Genomic DNA, 16550 nt, shown 5'->3' on the forward strand with positions numbered 1-16550 from the left:
CCATGCCATGAATGATATTGATGTAGTCCGCAGGCAGCTTGAGCGGGAGAAGAAGGCTCGCCAAGCTGCCGAGAAGATTGCCGAGGAAAAAACTCGTGAGATCTATTATGTTAACCAAGAGCTGAGGCAATTAAATGATCAGCTGGAGGTGCTTGTGAAAGAACGGACGCTTGAGCTGTCCAAAGCCCGCGATGAAGCAGTGGAAGCCAGTCAAATCAAAAGCCAATTTCTTGCGAGCATGAGCCATGAATTGCGGACTCCTCTGAACGCAATTATCGGTTATAGCGAAATGCTGAAGGAAGACATGGAAGAGATGGGCGAACCTGCTCTGGCCGATGATCTTAACAAGATTAATAATGCCGGCAGGCATTTGCTCACACTCATAAACGATATACTCGACTTGTCCAAAATCGAAGCAGGCAAAATGGAATTGTACTTGGAACAATGTGATATTCCGAGCATTATTCATGACATTGTAACGACCGTACATCCGCTAATGGAAGTGAATAAGAACCAGATCAAGGTAGAATGCACGGAAGGCTCGATCAAAACCGACATAACAAAGCTCCGTCAAATCCTATTTAATTTGCTCAGCAACGCAAGCAAGTTCACGAAGGATGGAACAGTAACGCTGCAAGTGGAATTTGAGAGTGAGGCGGGACTGCCTGGCATTGTATTCCGGGTACAAGATACTGGCATCGGGATGACTGCGGAGCAGATGGATCAAATTTTCCAAGCGTTTAAACAAGCGGATTCGTCGACAACCAAAAAATATGGCGGTACCGGCTTGGGGCTCGCCATTAGCCAAAGCCTATGCTATATGATGGGAGGCAACATCAGCGCGAGCAGCATAGTAGGGGAAGGTACTACTTTCACTATCTGGCTTCCCTTGCTGGAGAATGCAGATTCTGAACAACTAAGCGCTTTAATACATAGTGATGAAAGCTTTCCCATGGAAGGGGCTAGAACGATTCTCGTCATCGACGATGATCCAGCTATGCTTCGGCTAATGCAGTATTATTTGGGGAATGAGGAGTGGAACGTACAGCTGGCCCCATCCGGGCAAGAGGGTGTCCGCTTAGCGAAGACGTTGAAGCCAGCCGTCATTGCGCTTGATGTGCTCATGCCCGGAATGGACGGTTGGAACGTACTGGCAGCACTCAAGAATGATTCTGAGCTTGCGCATATTCCTGTTGTAATGATTTCCATGATGGACGAGCAGCATTTGGCTTATGCGCTTGGCGCGTCGGAATTTCTAACCAAGCCGATTTATCGGGAGCGATTGATCTCCACATTAGATAAGTATATACCTGAGCGCCAGTCGCATTCTGTGCTGGTCATCGAAGACGATGCGGTGACAAGTGACATGATGACAAAGCTGCTGAAGCGGGAAGGCTACCGCGTGACAAGGGCCGGCAATGGGCATCACGCACTGCAGCGCATGCAAGAGGAAGCGCCTCATTTAATTTTATTAGATCTCATGATGCCGGAAATGGATGGCTTTGAGTTTGTTGCGGCGATGCGTGAGCATGAGGAATGGCGAGCGATCCCGGTTGTCGTTGTGACAGCAAAGAGCATAACGGAAGAAGATAGACGGAGGCTTAATGGCTGTGTAGAGAACATCGTGCAAAAGGGGCATCTGGATCGCAAGGCACTCTTGCATGAGGTACGCCATTTGATTTCGCTCTCGCTTGCAGAGGGGGGAGAACATGTATAAAATTTTGTTGGTTGAAGACAACGAGATGAACCGGGATATGTTGTCGCGTCGCTTGGTCCGCAAAGGTTATCAAGTGGTCATGGCATCCGATGGCCTGCAAGGGATAGAGATGGCAAAGTCGGAGTCGCCTAATCTCATCTTGATGGATATGAGCTTGCCCGTCATTGACGGCTGGGACGCTACAAGGGAACTGAAGGCAGCTGAGGGGACCAATCATATTCCGATTATCGCCTTGACTGCCCATGCGATGGCAAGTGATCGGGATAAAGCCTTTGAAGCGGGATGCGATGATTTTGATACAAAGCCTATCGAATGGAATAGGCTGCTTGAGAAGATTCAAAGTTTCTTAACATGAGTGTATCGGCCACTTTAATGATATAAAGCTCTTGTTGGATAGTTTAAGCTGATGAGGGTTCGTGCGTGCAAATTATAATTGAGGAAGTGTACGTTATGAAAGTATGGTGGCTTGATTATCATCCGGCATTTAACTCGGCAAGTTATGTGAATTACGATGACTACGCAAATATGAGGAAGCTATTTAAAGAGTGCAAATCAGTTGCAAGTAATTGGACGGCACTGCGTGTTTCCATTGAGGATAGGAATAAACCTTCTGATTTTATGTATAGAACTGGAGGCTCACTCATCGTTAGCGCCAGAGCCAAAGATTTAATCTTACAAATACCGAATATTAATGTGGAGTTTTTACCCCTCATTTCAGATTCTGAGCTTTATGTCCTAAATGTACTTACCGCTTTAGATTGTGTTGACCCAGACCAGTCGCTAGAAAAAAGAATAGATGGGTCAGGCAGATTAATAGGGTATGAACAATTTGCTTTCCGTCAAGAAGTAGTGGAAGGCCATGATATTTTTAGGGTGAGGTTACATGAAGGTGATCATATACTCGACGAGATCTATGTATCGGATAAACTTAAACAAATAATTGAGGAAAAGTTAATTGGATTTCAGCTTATTGAGATATGGGATTCAAACTTCTCGTGGAAGCAAAAAGAGGAAAAGTATTCATCGATGTGCGAAGAAGTGGACAGGTCTTTAGTTGAGACGTTCGAATTCAATAGAGCAATCAAATATATAAAAAGCAACAAGGGGAAACAAGCTTATAGTGGAAATTGGTCACTAAAGGTTGACGAGAAAGATGAGATTTTATTAGGTGATTTATTATTAGATGGTACATATAGCTGGATGAATCCAATCTACTATCCACCAATCATTTTAGGGCTCGTATGGGGGATAAAAGAAAAGAGAAAATCATTAGTCAGTAGACTCAAAGATGGATTTTCTTTCAATTAACAGCCCCTACATAATGTAAACGGAATAAGATGATCAGACTTAAATCTATTATCTAGATCTATTTTTGCGAGTAATACTCATTTGGCGAAAATAGATCTATATTTTAGATTTATTTTTGTTGAAAAGGCATATAAAGTGCTTTTTTACGGGTGCTGAGCAAGCTTAAGTCTATTTTCTAGATCTATTTTCATTTTTCATTTTCCTAAACTATTCCTTATCCTGTCTTTGCACGAAGATGAGTTTCGATTCAAGAATGGAGAAATGAAGATTGAAAAAATTCAGCTTAAGAATCTTACCTTGTATTGCAGGCTTGATCCCCTCTATATTATTAGTAAATATACTGATCAAACTATACCCGTTTACAGGACTAGGAAGAATAATCGCAGTCCCACTGATTTTTTTGATTAATAGTGGCATTATCATAACAGTACTAACCGTAACAATAAAAGCTGAATTGAGCAAAAAAATAAAATTCTATATATGGTTAACGACTATAATCCTAACTTCATTTATTTGTTTATTACTATATCCTCAAAAAATAGGACCTCACGTTATGATTCAAATATGGAAGGATTTTATACAGTAATCGTCAGTGTTACTGTTTGAGACCATTTTGCATTTTCCTAAACTCATTAGGCGTGCAGCCGATCTCCTGCTTGAACAGCTTGGTAAAATAAGAGTAGTTCGTGTATCCGGTTTTGCTGGCGATTGTATTAACCGATAACTGTGTGGTTTCGAGCAAATGCTTGGCGGCCTTGATGCGCACTTGAATAATATAATTCCCTAATGAAATGCCCGTTTCTTTCTTAAACAATCGAGCCAAATAATCAGGATTAAGATAGACGGTTTCCGCCAGGCTCGTTCTGGACAGCTCATCTCCGCAATGGCTGTGAATATGCTGCTTGATTTCTTCTACGACGGACTTGGGCTGCTCCGTAAAATTCCGGTACTCTGTCGCCGTATTCACCAGATATTGAAGATAGTTTTCCATATCCTCAATGGAGTTCAACGATTGCATAAACATTTGGTCATTGGTTCTTCCCGTATACATTTTATGTGCTTGAATTTCTTTACTCTTGAGATACGCATAAACAAGCTGAACGATATCCAGCCGAAACAAACTCAGCACAGAAGCATTCAGCATTTGCTTATGGGTGATATTGTGCAAATATGAACTCGTTTCCGCAAGGAAGGAGCTAGGATTATTTTGCTCCAGCAGCTGCTCCAAAAGCATTAAGTTAGGCGGTATATAAGAAGTTTCTTGCTGATTGAAATGCTCCAGCAAAAAGGTTTGATTGCGATATTTAATGATCTTCTCATTCATGCTAAGCAAATCCTTCATGACGTGATGGATGGCCTCCAGTTTTCCGGTGCTTGCTATATTGCAGCTTGCATCACATTTGAGAAATGTACTTGCTCTTTGAATGAAGGTAGCGCAAATGCTTTCAATGATTCCGCTGTCGGGAATGTCCTTCCATTTCAGTATCGCTATCCAATTGGACTCCTTGAACTCCAATATCGATTCGACTGTAAAGCGCTTGTTCTGGAACAGCTCATGCAGTACATTCATAAGCGCAAAATCAAATAAATCCTTGTCCTTTTTTTCTAGGCTTTCCTCGTGAGGAAATACATGAATAAGGACAGGCAGTACGAGGTCTGTTAAGGCGTAAGGGAGATTCTGCTCAGCAATCAAATAGGAAATGTTGGAGGGGGTAGAATAGGTTGTTTTCCCCGTCACGAGCTTGCGCCAGAAATGCTCCTGCACGTTTTTCTGATTTTTTTGCCAGTAGTAGCCTTCTTGAACCGCCTTGGCGACGCCTTGCTGTTCGTTAGCTTTGAAGATGGCTTTCTGAATAATTAGCGTCAGCTTGTCGAATTCAATTGGTTTTAGAAAATAATCAAAGCTTTGCAGCTCGATCGCTTTTTGCGCGTAGTTGAAATCAGCATAATTGGTCAGAAATATGGTCTGAATATTGTATTTCTCTTCACGAATCCAAGCGAGCAGCTCAAGCCCGCTGCCCTGCGGCATTTCGATGTCGCAAAGTAAAATGTGAATCGGATGCTGTTTGAGCAACTCCTGCGCGTGGGCGATATTAAAAGCAGTATAGACATGATCAATCGATAATGCCTGCCAATTCACCTTTTTCTCTAGTGCGGTCACAACAAAATAGTCGTCATCTACAAGCAGTACATTCATTCGTTGTTACTCCTTTCACGGTGTATCCTGCGTAGGATGAGGAAGGTATATCGTCACGCAAGCCCCTCCAGCGTCAATATTGGAAAAATGAATTTTAGCCTTGCGGTGATATAAGTATTCCAAACGTTGTATCGTGTTCATTATGCCGATGTGATTCCCGTTTGCTTGATCAAGCGGCTGTCCACTTTCAAGCCTTTCCAATATATCCGGGTCAAACCCAGGGCCGGTATCGGATATACGAATAACAGCAACCTCTTCCTCGGATTCCCTCTCCACATCAACATCCAGCCTAATTTGAACCTCATGTACACGCGAGACCGCATATTTCACTGAATTTTCGATGAAGGTCTGAAGCACAAGCGGCGGAATTCTCATCTTGCCCGTATCTTGGCCTTGATTAATATGATAGGAGAAGGCATCTCTGTAACGATGTTTTTGAATTTCCAAATAAATGCGAACATGATCAATCTCATCGTCCAGCTTCACGAAATCTTCCCCATTTTGAAAAATATAACGAAAATAATTGGACGTTGAAATGGCCATGCTTTGAATTTCCTCGAACATTTGCATTTGAGCCATGCTGTGAATGTTGGTTAAGCAGTTCAAAAAAAAGTGAGGCTTGATCTGCAATTTCATATAATCGAGCTGAATCTTTTGTTTTTCAATTTCATGTTCATAAATATCGATTTTGAAAATTCGAATTTGCTCCAGCAGGTTTTTGAACAGCTTATTGGCATATTCCAGCTCAACGATTTTGTTCATCTTGAGATCGAGCGGTTTGCTGTCTTCATTAAACTGCGTCAGGCTGAATGAAAAGTTTTTGAGCGGTCTTAAAATCAAAATATTGAAATACACCATGATGCCGCATAGGGCACAGGCAACAATAGCAGCAAGGAGCATAATGAGCAGCTGGGCAATCATAATTTTCTCAAACGCGCCAAATTTGATGAACATTTTCACGCCAAAGGTTGCATTTGCAAATGGTTTGCTGACGGTTGTTGTGGTCTGGATCATGCCTAGCAGCGTTTTCTTTTGCTCGTTGTTACGGACCTCAGTGCCCTTATCCGTCGACAGATTATTGATGACATTGCCTGTATGATCGATTAAGGATACAAACCCGTTGCCCCCAAGATCCATTTGCTGAAGCGGACCAATCAGTTCATCAGCAGAAATAAGACAAATCAGGTAGCTTTCATGAAACGGCACGATATTAATGATAAAATATTTCGCATTCAACTGGATAAGCGACCAGTTGGAATAATAGGTTTCAAGCGAATTTTTATCTTGTACATAGGATGCGATTTGTTTTTTTAATGATAAATAATCAGGGTACAACACATTGGTTGGTGAGGAATTTAAAAAGTATTTTTGATCTTCTAAATAAATGAAGAAATTATATTTTTTCTCGTAATTTTTTTGGAGCTCGGAGAAACGCCTGTACAGCTCTGTGTTTGCTTTTATAAATTCGTTATCGGTGGAGCGAAATTGCTTCATCTTTTTTACGTTTTCATCGTTTGCAAGCGTCCAGCCCATGTATTGATTAATATTGGAGAAATCAAGATTGATTTGATTAATGTACATATTCGCGGTGTTTTGCAAATACCGTGTCGTTTGCTGCTTGACCATGGAAATAGCGACGATACTAATAATGCAATCCAGTACTAATACAGAGACTAAAATCAATAGCATCACTTTTACGTAGTGCCTAATCGGATAGGATTTGCCGGGTTTGCGTTTTGTCATAGGTCTCATTAGCTTCCTCTCTTTTCGGGCTTTCTGTCTGCTAGTAAAACCAATTATAATGCAAACGCAGTAGAATGAGAGGCGGGTCTAGCCCGTTTTCACATGAAAGTCCGAAAAAAACGCAAGAAAGTCTGGATAGTGTCAGTCTTTTTTTAATTTCTAGCATCCTGCTGCCAAACCGTTAGATGAATGGGATGAAAAGTCCGAATAGCGATTTAGAATAGTCCGAATTGTTCTCAAAGCAGCCTTTATAATAAAGAGGCAAGAGAGAGTTTGACGAAACAACATGGACGCAGACGAATGAAGGATGGGGGAATTTCATTGAAGACCAGCCAATTAAACATGAATATGCAGCAAACGATTGGCCGGATAAGAAAGAATTGGGGCTTGTATGTTTTGCTGCTGCCTGCAGTTGTGCTGCTTCTGCTTTTTTCTTATAAGCCGATGTATGGGGTGCTGATTGCTTTTAAAGATTACAGTCCCGCTCTCGGAATTATGGACAGTCCTTGGGCAGGGTTCAAGTACTTTGAGAAGTTTTTCAACTCCTATCAATTTTCCAGCACAATTAAAAACACGTTGATTATTAGCTTCTATAGCATAGCTACTTTTCCAATACCGATTATGCTCGCGCTGATGATTAATCAAATGCGAGTGAACCGGTTTAAGCAAGTATTTCAGACGGTAACCTATATGCCGCATTTTATTTCTACCGTTGTAATGGTGGGTCTGATCCTCATTTTATCCTCACCGAGCACCGGGCTAATAGGCAATATCTTTCGTTTGTTTGGGGCTGAGGCTCCTAACTTGATGGGCTCAGCGGAATGGTTTACCAGCGTTTACGTATGGACAGATGTTTGGCAGCATGCTGGCTGGGACAGCATTATCTTCATTGCGGCGTTATCCGCTGTTGATCCAAGCCTTTATGAAGCAGCGAAGGTGGATGGGGCAAGCCGCTGGCAAAGAATACGTTTCATTGATATTCCGATGCTGCTCCCAACGGCCATCACATTGCTGATCCTTCGAATTGGCGGACTGCTCGGTGTCGGATTTGAAAAGGTTTATTTGATGCAAAATAATTTGAACATTTCCTCCAGCGAGGTTATTGCTACCTATGTATATAAAATCGGGATGCTAAGCAGCCAGTACAGCTTCTCCTCGGCGATCAATCTGTTTAATACGATCATTAGCTTTATATTACTGATTCTAGTTAATCAGGCAGCCAAAAAATACAGCGAAAACAGCCTGTGGTAACAGAAAGGAAGGATACGGATGAGCACAATGGAAACCGCAGCACAACAGGCTTTGCATAAACAAAAAAGGCGTTCCTTCGACGCCATGGAATGGTTGCTATATTTGTTTGCGATTGTGATGCTGATTCTAATCGTTTATCCGATTTATTTTATCGTCATCGCATCATTCAGTGATCCTGCCGCCGTCGCTAACGGTCAAATGTGGGTTTTGCCAAAAGGCTTTACGCTCGATGGCTATAAGGAATTATTGAATCATTCTAACATATGGATTGGCTACCGAAATACGCTCCTGTATACCGTAATAGGGACGATCATTAGCTTGGCGATCAATGTTTCGGCAGCCTATGCGCTTTCCAGAAAAGATCTTGTAGGCCGCAAGAGCATCAATATATTTTTTATATTCACGATGTTTTTTAATGGTGGTCTCATTCCTACATTTTTGACGATCCGCGACTTTCATTTGTATGATACTTTTCTAGTTATGGTACTGCCTTTCTCTGTTGCCGTGTTTAATATCATTGTGGCACGTACGTTTTTCCAGTCCAGCATTCCCGGCGATTTGTGGGAAGCCGCGCAGCTTGATGGCTGCGGCAACCTGAAGTATTATGTGCAAATCGTGCTGCCGCTGTCAAAAGCCATTTTGTCTGTTTTGGCCTTATGGACGGCGGTCGGCTACTGGAATTCCTATTTTAATGCACTCATTTACTTAAAGGATCAGGATTTGTATCCCTTGCAGCTTGTGCTTAGGAACATATTAATTACGAACCAAATGCAGTCAAGCATGGGAACAGGCGAAGCGGCGCTTATTGCCCTGCGACTAGCGAACCTAATGCGCTATTCGGTTATTATCGTCTCGACGCTTCCAATCATGTGTATGTATCCATTCGTTCAAAAGTATTTCAATCAGGGGGTGATGATTGGCGCTGTGAAGTAATTTAGCCATTTGCCATTCACAATAAGTACTAGGGGGATCTTTCAAATGAAGAAAAAATTGTTCATTGCACTAGTTCTAAGCTTAAGCATGTTAATCAGCCTTATAGGCTGCGCTTCTGGCAAAACGGAGAAGGAACCTGCCCAAGCAGGCTCCGAATTTAGCTCAGAAGGGCTGCCGATCGTAACGGCGCCAATCACACTGGATGTGTTGACTGTGCGCTGGGGCAATATGGGAGATACATTCAAAAATAATAAATGGCTGCAGGACCTTGAAAAAGCAACGAACGTTAAAATAAACTGGCAGGTCATGTCCTCCAATGACTGGGGCGAGCAAAAATCGATCATGCTGGCGAGCGGCAAGCTTCCTGATATTATTTTTGGAGACAATGCCTTCTCGGATTCCGATATCGTCAACAACTTAAGCTATTTCCGCCCGCTCGATGACTATATCGACAAATATATGCCGAACTTGAAAGCGGCAATGGACGAAACGCCAGAGCTGAAGCAAATCAGCACATTCCCAGACGGCAAAATTTACTCTTTGCCTGCTAGGCTGCCATCACGTCCTCTATCGACGATGCAGCCTGTAATCAATAAAGCGTGGCTCGATCGTCTCGGCCTTGAAGTTCCTAATAATATTGAAGATTTGTACAATGTGTTCAAAGCATTCAAAGAAAAGGATCCGAACCAAAACGGGAAAGCGGATGAAATTCCTTTTAGCGGCTCGGTAGATATTAGCATGGATTTTCTAAACCCATTTGGCATAACAGATTTGAATGGCAACAGCATGATGCTCAAGGACGGCGTGCCCGTTTTCTATCCGACTTCGAACGAATATAAAGAAGCGCTGAAATGGACGCATAAATTGTATTCAGAAGGGTTGATCGATCAGGAGCTGTTCACCCAGGACAATACCATGTCTTCTGCTAAACAGCAAAATCCAGATGCAGCTATGATCGGCTTCTCGAATCAATGGATACCGGATGCTGTCTTCGGAAAGTGGAAGGATGAATATGCAGCTATTCCGTCCATTGCTGGACCAGATGGCAAACGTTATCAAACCGGAGATCCTGTTGGATTAAGCTTAAGACGCAATGAAATGCTGATTACGACATTCAGTGAAAATCCGGAAGTCGCTGCGCGCTGGGCGGATCAGTTCTACACAAATGAAGCAAGCATTCAAAATTTCTGGGGCGCAATCGGAACCGTTATTGATAAAAAAGGCGATGGCAGCTATGCGCTGATGAATCCTCCAGAAGGCACAAGCGCGGATGCTTGGTACTGGGATCAATCGGTCCGTGATTTTGGTCCGAAATATGTAAGCCCAAGCTTTGAGAAAAATATCATTTTGGATGAAACGACAGGAGACGGGCTGAAGCTGGCAATCGACAAGCTCGTAAGTGAATATGTAACGACGCCATTCCCGAATGTTATGTACAACGTAGAAGAATTCAAGGAGCTTCCAACGCTTACTACGGATATTGACAGCTACGTCAAAACGAACCGTGCAAAATGGATTATAAAAGGAAACATCGATCAAGAATGGGACGCGTATATTAAACAGCTGAACGGCATGGGACTAGAACGTTTGGTTGAGATTCGCAGTGATGCCTATAAACGCTATACAAGTGTTAAGTAACTGTTGTAAAGGAGCTAGTACGTAATGGTGAGAGTAACGGTATGGAATGAAAATCGTCATGAGAAAAACAATCCGGTTGTAGGTGGCATTTATCCGAACGGCATTCATGGCGCAATTGCAGACTTCCTGACGAAAGCAGGCTTTGAAGTCGGAACAGCTACGCTCGATGAGCCGGAGCATGGACTAACGGAGCAGGTATTGAATCAGACGGATGTATTAATTTGGTGGGGGCATTTGGCGCATCATGAGGTCGAGGACAGGATCGTCGACAAGGTGTACCAACGGGTGCTGAAAGGAATGGGGCTTATCGTTCTGCATTCAGGGCACGCTTCGAAAATTTTCAGCAAGCTGCTTGGCACACCGACAGGACAGCTGAAATGGCGCGAGGCGGATGAAAAGGAACGGATTTGGGTCATTGACCCGGCTCATCCAATTGCTTCAGGCCTTGGCGAATACATCGAGCTGCAGCAGGAAGAGATGTACGGTGAGCATTTTAATATTCCGACTCCAGACCAGCTGGTGTTTGTTTCTTGGTTTGAAGGCGGCGAAGTGTTCCGCAGCGGCGTTACTTACCACCGCGGACAAGGGAAAGTCTTTTACTTCCGTCCGGGGCATGAGACCTATCCGACCTATTACAATAAAGAAATCCAGAAGGTAATCGAGAACGGCGTGCGATGGGCAGTGCCAAGTCAAACGGCTGAGCCTGTTTATGGCAATGCAGCTCCGCTGGAGCCTATTAAATCCAAGCCTTACTCGAGAGAGGTAACCGAAATATGAGAAAATTCCGTATCGGCTTGATTGGTTTAGGCGGAATGGCTCAAGAGCATATTCGGTGGATGAAAGCGGAAGGCCGCTTTGACATTATTGCGGTAAGCGATGTGTATGAAGAAGCGTTAGCCAAGGTGGGTGACCAGCTTGATGTTGCTGAGGGCAAGCGTTACTTGGACTATAACCATCTGATTGAGGATAATGATGTGGATGCCGTAGTGTCCGTTACGCCGAACAATGTCCATGCGGACATTATCCGGGCTTGCCTGCAAGCACGAAAGCCATTCATGGCGGAGAAACCTTTTACCCGCATGTTTGAGGAAGCTGAGTCACTACTTGAGTTGTATGAACAGCAGCCGATTCCAGCAATGATGGCGTTCACCTACCGCTATACACCTGCATTCCGATACGTACGGCAGCTTGTGCGCGAGGGTGAAATCGGAACGGTTCGCAGCTTTAGTGTCCAATATTTGCAGGGATGGGGCGCAGCGCCAAATAATGTCCCTTATATCTGGCGTTTTAACAAAGATATTACCGGCACGGGGACGCTTGGCGATTTGGGCTCGCACATGATCGATATGGCGCGTTTTCTCTTTGGGGAATTCGAAGAACTGTCGGCACAGCTGCATACCATTATTCCGCAGCGGCAAGATCCAGCGAGCGGCAATATGGTTACCATCGAGGTGGATGACTTTGCAAGCTTCCAGGCTCGTATGGAGGGCGGAATAATGGGCGTCTTCCAAACGACTCGCAATGCGATTGGATCGGGCAATCAGCACGAAGTATCCATATATGGAGATTTAGGCACGCTTCATGCTTCAACGCTAAATCCGAATGAGTTGGTTTGGATTCGTGAGGAGGCTCCTGGTCAGCTTGCGCGAGTGGTTGTCGAAGTTCCTGCAAGTTGTAAAGTGACGCAGTATGCTGATTTTACGGCATTGCTTGAGGGAAGCGTTCCGGATGGCATTGCCGGCTTTATGGATGGGTACCGCAATCAAGAGATTTTAGATGCTATTATTAAGGCAAGTGAAACGAAAGCAACCGTACAGCTCTAAGTTTAATTTGTTCCGGTTCAGTGAAGACGATTTTAGTCTTTGCTGAACCGTTTTTTTTGTTTCTAGAAGAGGCTGCACCGAAAAAACGTGTAGATTAGTTAAAATCAAACTGTACCTTGCTTGCAGCTACATACTGGTATAAGTTTGAAATATAGCTTCTTTTGAAATTAAAGATTGAGAGTGGGATAGATGATGAGAATAAAAGTGTGCAAAAGGGGTCGATTATTTTGTGAATAATTTCTTTCTATTGCAGCCATTCAGAGGGAAAGGTGTTGCACAAAAGGCAGCGACGCAAGTATTTGAGAGGTTCAAAGGCCAGTGGGAGCTCTTTACAAACCCGATGGAGCAAAATATAACAGGGCAAAAATTTTGGAGAAAAACAGTATCAAGCTACACAACGAACCATTTTGAAGAAGCGGTTGGCATGACATTTGACGGTCATAAAATGGTGTTTAGATTTAATAATGCGGACAGATGAGTTGGGGAGGCAAAAGCATGCAGCTGTACTTGGATAAAATCGTTTCTTTGTTTAAAGGGAAGCTCGGCGACAATTTGTCGGGCATTTATTTACACGGATCATTGGCTATGGGATGCTTTCATCCGCAAAGAAGCGATATCGATTTTATCGTTGTGATCAAAGAGAGTCTGACCGAGGAAAACAAAAAGAGGATGGCTAGGTTAGTGTTGGCGCTGGATGATGAAATGCCAAATGCTAGAGGTATGGAGTTTAGTGTGGTTCTGGAATCGCACCTGAGTTCCTTCGTCTATCCTACGCCCTGTGAAATGCATTATTCTGACTTCCACAAGGAGAGATATCGCTCAGACGAAAACTATGTTTGCGGCGGGTACGAGGATCATGATTTTGCATCGCAGCTGGTTGTCGCTTATTATCGCGGAATTACCTTATATGGCAAGCCGCTTAATGAGTTGTATGAGCCTATCGATAAAACGTATTTTCTAGCGTCCATTTATCATGATATTAAAGGGGCTTCGGAAGACATTATGGATCAACCGATGTATATTACCTTGAACCTGTGTAGAGTGCTGTTCTACCTGAGAGAAGGGAATATATCGTCCAAAAAAGAAGGGGGAGAATGGGGCGTCAAAGCTCTTCCAACAGAGTATCAGGACTTGATTGGAAAGTGCCTAGACGAGTACGCCGGAGTTACAGGGAAACAAACGTTTGATCGTGAGCTCTTAACGGCATTTGCAGGTGGTATGCTGCGTGAAATAAAGGCATTAATTTAAGTGAGATGGAAAGCAGAGCATCCACTTAAACTGTTGATGTGATTAATTGTTAAAAGCATAAAATTACTTAACGAATACGAAAGCCTCTATTTGCCTCGCTTCTTCTCTTTTGCAGAGGGCGGCGGACATAGAGGTTTTTATTTTGCTTCATGACGTACACACTACGCTTGCTTCATAAAGGAGTTTTATTTATTGATGAAGAATAAATAACGGATATGAGCTGGAGCGGGACAACATGAGCAATTAATAGACAGCATTTTAACTCGCTAAGTCGAATTTGAATAATGCTATTCGTCGTTTAAATAAGGACGAAATTATCGGCTGAGTAAAAACAATAATAGAGACTCGATTATAAAATCAGGAGGGAATACATATGCGATTTATGATGATCGTCAAAGGCACTAAAGATTCCGAGGCAGGCGTTATGCCAAGTCAGGAGCTTCTCGAAGCGATGCTTCGTTACAATGAAGAATTGGCTAAGGCTGGCGTACTGCTCGCAGCGGATGGGCTCCAAGCAAGCTCGAACGGCATACGCATTTCTTATCCAAATCCCGGTGAAAAACCGAAAGTAATAGACGGTCCATTCACTGAGGCCAAAGAAATTATAGCGGGGTATACGCTTATTGAAGTTAATTCTAGGGAAGATGCCATTGAATGGGCGATGAGGATGCCAGATCCCCATGGTAATGGCGAGGGTGAAATCGAGCTAAGGCAGGTGCTTGATGCGATGGATTTGACTCAAAATCCGGAAACGCTGGCTATGGAAGCGGCGCTTCGAGAACAGATGGAGAGGCCTAAAAAATCGTGAGCCAGTCTGCAGTCCATCGTACAATTGATGCCATCTGGCGTATTGAATCAGCCAAGCTTATAGCCGGGCTGGCGCGGATGGTTCGCGACGTCGGCCTTGCGGAAGACCTTGCACAGGATGCGCTTATTATTGCACTAGAGAAGTGGCCGGAAAGCGGAATTCCGGATAATCCAGGAGCATGGCTTATGACTGCAGCGAAACGCCGTGCGATTGATATGATTAGGAGGAGCAAGCTGCGCGACCAGAAATATGAAGAGTTTGGACGAGGAACGGTCTTATATACCGAGGAAGATATTCATATAGCGATGGATGGAGAGGTCGGAGATGATCTCCTGCGCTTGATTTTCACAACATGTCATCCTGCTCTATCTCAGGAGGCGAGAGTAGCTTTGACGCTGCGCTTGCTTGGAGGACTTACCACGGATGAAATCGCACATGCTTATCTTGTTGCAGAGTCGACTATTGCACAGCGGATTGTTCGAGCGAAACGTACGTTAAGCAGCTTGCGGGTTGGTTTCGAGGTTCCTGTAGGCGATGAGCTCAAGGAACGACTCTCTACTGTACTCGAAGTGATCTATTTAATGTTTAATGAGGGGTATACGGCGACATCCGGCGGCAGCTGGTTTCGACCGCTGCTCTGCCAGGAAGCGCTAAGGCTAGGACGTATCCTGGCGGAAATTGCACCCGCCGAGCCTGAAGTGCATGGTTTGGTTGCTTTAATGGAAATCCAATCGTCACGCTTCAAAACACGGGTAAATGCTGCGGGCGAACCGATTCTTCTGATGGATCAAAACCGCAGTTTATGGGATCAGTTGCTCATCCGCCGAGGCTTAACTGCTCTTGAGCGAGCGCAAAAGCTCGGCCGTCCGCTTGGTCCTTACGCGCTTCAAGCTGCGATTACTGCGTGCCATGCTAAAGCTCGGATGGCATCGGAGACCGATTGGGCGCGTATTGCCGCTTTATATGAAGCTTTGTCGCGCGTCATGCCGTCCCCTATCGTAGAATTAAATCGGGCGGTAGCGATTGCAATGGCTTTCGGTCCAGCGTTCGGCCTTCAAATTGTTGATGAGCTCACATCCGCAGCATCATTAAAAGACTATCATTTGTTGCCGAGCGTCCGCGGTGATCTTCTGGTTAAATTGGGCCGTATGGATGAGGCGCGCACAGAATTTGAGCGTGCTGCTTCGTTGACACGTAACGCTCGCGAGCGCGAGCTTCTGCTGAATCGTGCTGCCGAGTGCTTGTCTTTAGAAGCGGATAAAGAAAATGAAGGTCATGAAAAATAACGATTATGTCGATTATGAAGCTCCCCATTCGTTGCTGAAGTAGAGGATGGTTTGAAATCGCCCCGTTCTCAAGCGATAGGGAGGAAATATACATGCGATATATGTTGATTGTTAAAGCAACCAAGCAATCTGAAGCTGGTGTGAAGCCCGATCGACAGCTTATGGATGAGATGGCTTCGTTCAATGATTCTCTTGCTGAGGCAGGTGTGCTCTTAGCTGCTGAAGGTCTGCAGCCCAGCTCGAGCGGACTGCGGATCACGTATTCCGAATACGGAGAGAAGCCGAATGTTGTAGTCGGTCCTTTTGCGGAGGTAAAAGGAATAATAGCGGGATATACGCTGATTGATGTGAAATCGGAGGAAGAAGCCATTGCATTTGCGATGCGTATGCCAAATCCAGCCTACGGCGGCGAGGGTGAAATTGAGCTGCGCCTGCTTCTTGAAGATACGAAATTGCTGCAAGGCTCAAGAATGATGGCACTGGAAGCGGATTTGAGAGACCAAATTGACATTCTAAATAAAAGCTGAGTTTTTTTTATGAAGCTGTCGATTTTGTTAATACTCGTTCGACGTAATGATAGAGTCAGGTAGAATTTCAA

At 44.1% G+C, this 16550-nt stretch carries 15 protein-coding genes; 13 read left to right on the top strand and 2 right to left on the bottom strand.

Features of this window, described 5'->3' with window-relative positions:
* Nucleotides 1-7: 7 nt before the first annotated feature.
* The 3 genes from MHH56_RS03465 (at nucleotide 8) to MHH56_RS03475 (ending at nucleotide 3025) form a co-directional block, all read left to right on the top strand.
* Nucleotides 8-1717 carry a response regulator gene (locus tag MHH56_RS03465; protein ID WP_339206631.1) on the top strand — a complete coding sequence of 570 codons (1710 nt, stop codon included), beginning with the start codon at nucleotides 8-10 and terminating at the stop codon, nucleotides 1715-1717.
* The gene (locus tag MHH56_RS03470) at nucleotides 1710-2072 is read left to right on the top strand and encodes a response regulator (RefSeq protein ID WP_339206633.1); all 363 of its coding nucleotides are present in this window, start codon (nucleotides 1710-1712) and stop codon (nucleotides 2070-2072) included. Before MHH56_RS03465 ends, MHH56_RS03470 begins: the two co-directional genes overlap by 8 nt.
* 95 nt (nucleotides 2073-2167) lie before the next feature.
* Nucleotides 2168-3025, top strand: a complete 858-nt coding sequence (locus MHH56_RS03475) for a DUF1629 domain-containing protein (RefSeq protein WP_339206634.1) — start codon at nucleotides 2168-2170, stop codon at nucleotides 3023-3025.
* 595 nt (nucleotides 3026-3620) lie between these two features.
* Here the strand turns inward: MHH56_RS03475 and MHH56_RS03480 are convergent.
* Nucleotides 3621-5222, bottom strand: coding sequence for a helix-turn-helix domain-containing protein (locus MHH56_RS03480; protein WP_339206636.1), 1602 nt, complete (start codon nucleotides 5220-5222; stop codon nucleotides 3621-3623).
* A 15-nt stretch (nucleotides 5223-5237) separates the two neighbouring features.
* Nucleotides 5238-6965, bottom strand: a complete 1728-nt coding sequence (locus MHH56_RS03485) for a histidine kinase (RefSeq protein WP_339206637.1) — start codon at nucleotides 6963-6965, stop codon at nucleotides 5238-5240.
* Between the two features lie 342 nt (nucleotides 6966-7307).
* Here MHH56_RS03485 and MHH56_RS03490 point away from each other — a divergent pair, with 342 nt between their 5' ends.
* From MHH56_RS03490 to MHH56_RS03535, 10 genes are all read left to right on the top strand, one after another.
* A complete protein-coding gene (locus MHH56_RS03490; RefSeq protein WP_339209492.1) occupies nucleotides 7308-8216 on the top strand; it encodes an ABC transporter permease subunit in 909 nt (302 codons plus the stop codon).
* 84 nt (nucleotides 8217-8300) lie between these two features.
* Nucleotides 8301-9149: a carbohydrate ABC transporter permease gene (locus MHH56_RS03495; protein ID WP_339209493.1), complete on the top strand. Its 849-nt coding sequence runs from the start codon at nucleotides 8301-8303 to the stop codon at nucleotides 9147-9149.
* 45 nt (nucleotides 9150-9194) lie between these two features.
* On the top strand, nucleotides 9195-10787 hold the full coding sequence (locus MHH56_RS03500; RefSeq protein WP_339206638.1) for an extracellular solute-binding protein: 1593 nt from the start codon (nucleotides 9195-9197) through the stop codon (nucleotides 10785-10787).
* A 24-nt stretch (nucleotides 10788-10811) separates the two neighbouring features.
* Nucleotides 10812-11564: a ThuA domain-containing protein gene (locus MHH56_RS03505; protein ID WP_339206639.1), complete on the top strand. Its 753-nt coding sequence runs from the start codon at nucleotides 10812-10814 to the stop codon at nucleotides 11562-11564.
* Entirely contained in the window at nucleotides 11561-12610 is a 1050-nt protein-coding gene (locus MHH56_RS03510) for a Gfo/Idh/MocA family oxidoreductase (protein WP_339206640.1), read from the top strand. The genes MHH56_RS03505 and MHH56_RS03510 overlap by 4 nt, the downstream gene beginning before the upstream one ends.
* A gap of 229 nt (nucleotides 12611-12839) precedes the next feature.
* The gene (locus MHH56_RS03515) at nucleotides 12840-13088 is read left to right on the top strand and encodes a hypothetical protein (protein ID WP_339206642.1); all 249 of its coding nucleotides are present in this window, start codon (nucleotides 12840-12842) and stop codon (nucleotides 13086-13088) included.
* A 17-nt stretch (nucleotides 13089-13105) separates the two neighbouring features.
* On the top strand, nucleotides 13106-13858 hold the full coding sequence (locus MHH56_RS03520) for an aminoglycoside adenylyltransferase domain-containing protein (protein ID WP_339206643.1): 753 nt from the start codon (nucleotides 13106-13108) through the stop codon (nucleotides 13856-13858).
* A 373-nt stretch (nucleotides 13859-14231) separates the two neighbouring features.
* Entirely contained in the window at nucleotides 14232-14666 is a 435-nt protein-coding gene (locus MHH56_RS03525; RefSeq protein ID WP_339206645.1) for a YciI family protein, read from the top strand.
* On the top strand, nucleotides 14663-15952 hold the full coding sequence (locus MHH56_RS03530) for an RNA polymerase sigma factor (RefSeq protein ID WP_339206647.1): 1290 nt from the start codon (nucleotides 14663-14665) through the stop codon (nucleotides 15950-15952). The genes MHH56_RS03525 and MHH56_RS03530 overlap by 4 nt, the downstream gene beginning before the upstream one ends.
* A 92-nt stretch (nucleotides 15953-16044) precedes the next feature.
* Complete coding sequence (locus MHH56_RS03535; RefSeq protein ID WP_054026319.1) at nucleotides 16045-16479, top strand: YciI family protein; 435 nt, start codon at nucleotides 16045-16047, stop codon at nucleotides 16477-16479.
* The last annotated feature ends 71 nt before the right edge of the window (nucleotides 16480-16550 follow it).

The sequence above is a fragment of the Paenibacillus sp. FSL K6-3182 genome (genome assembly GCF_037976325.1).
Classification (GTDB): Bacteria; Bacillota; Bacilli; order Paenibacillales; family Paenibacillaceae; genus Pristimantibacillus.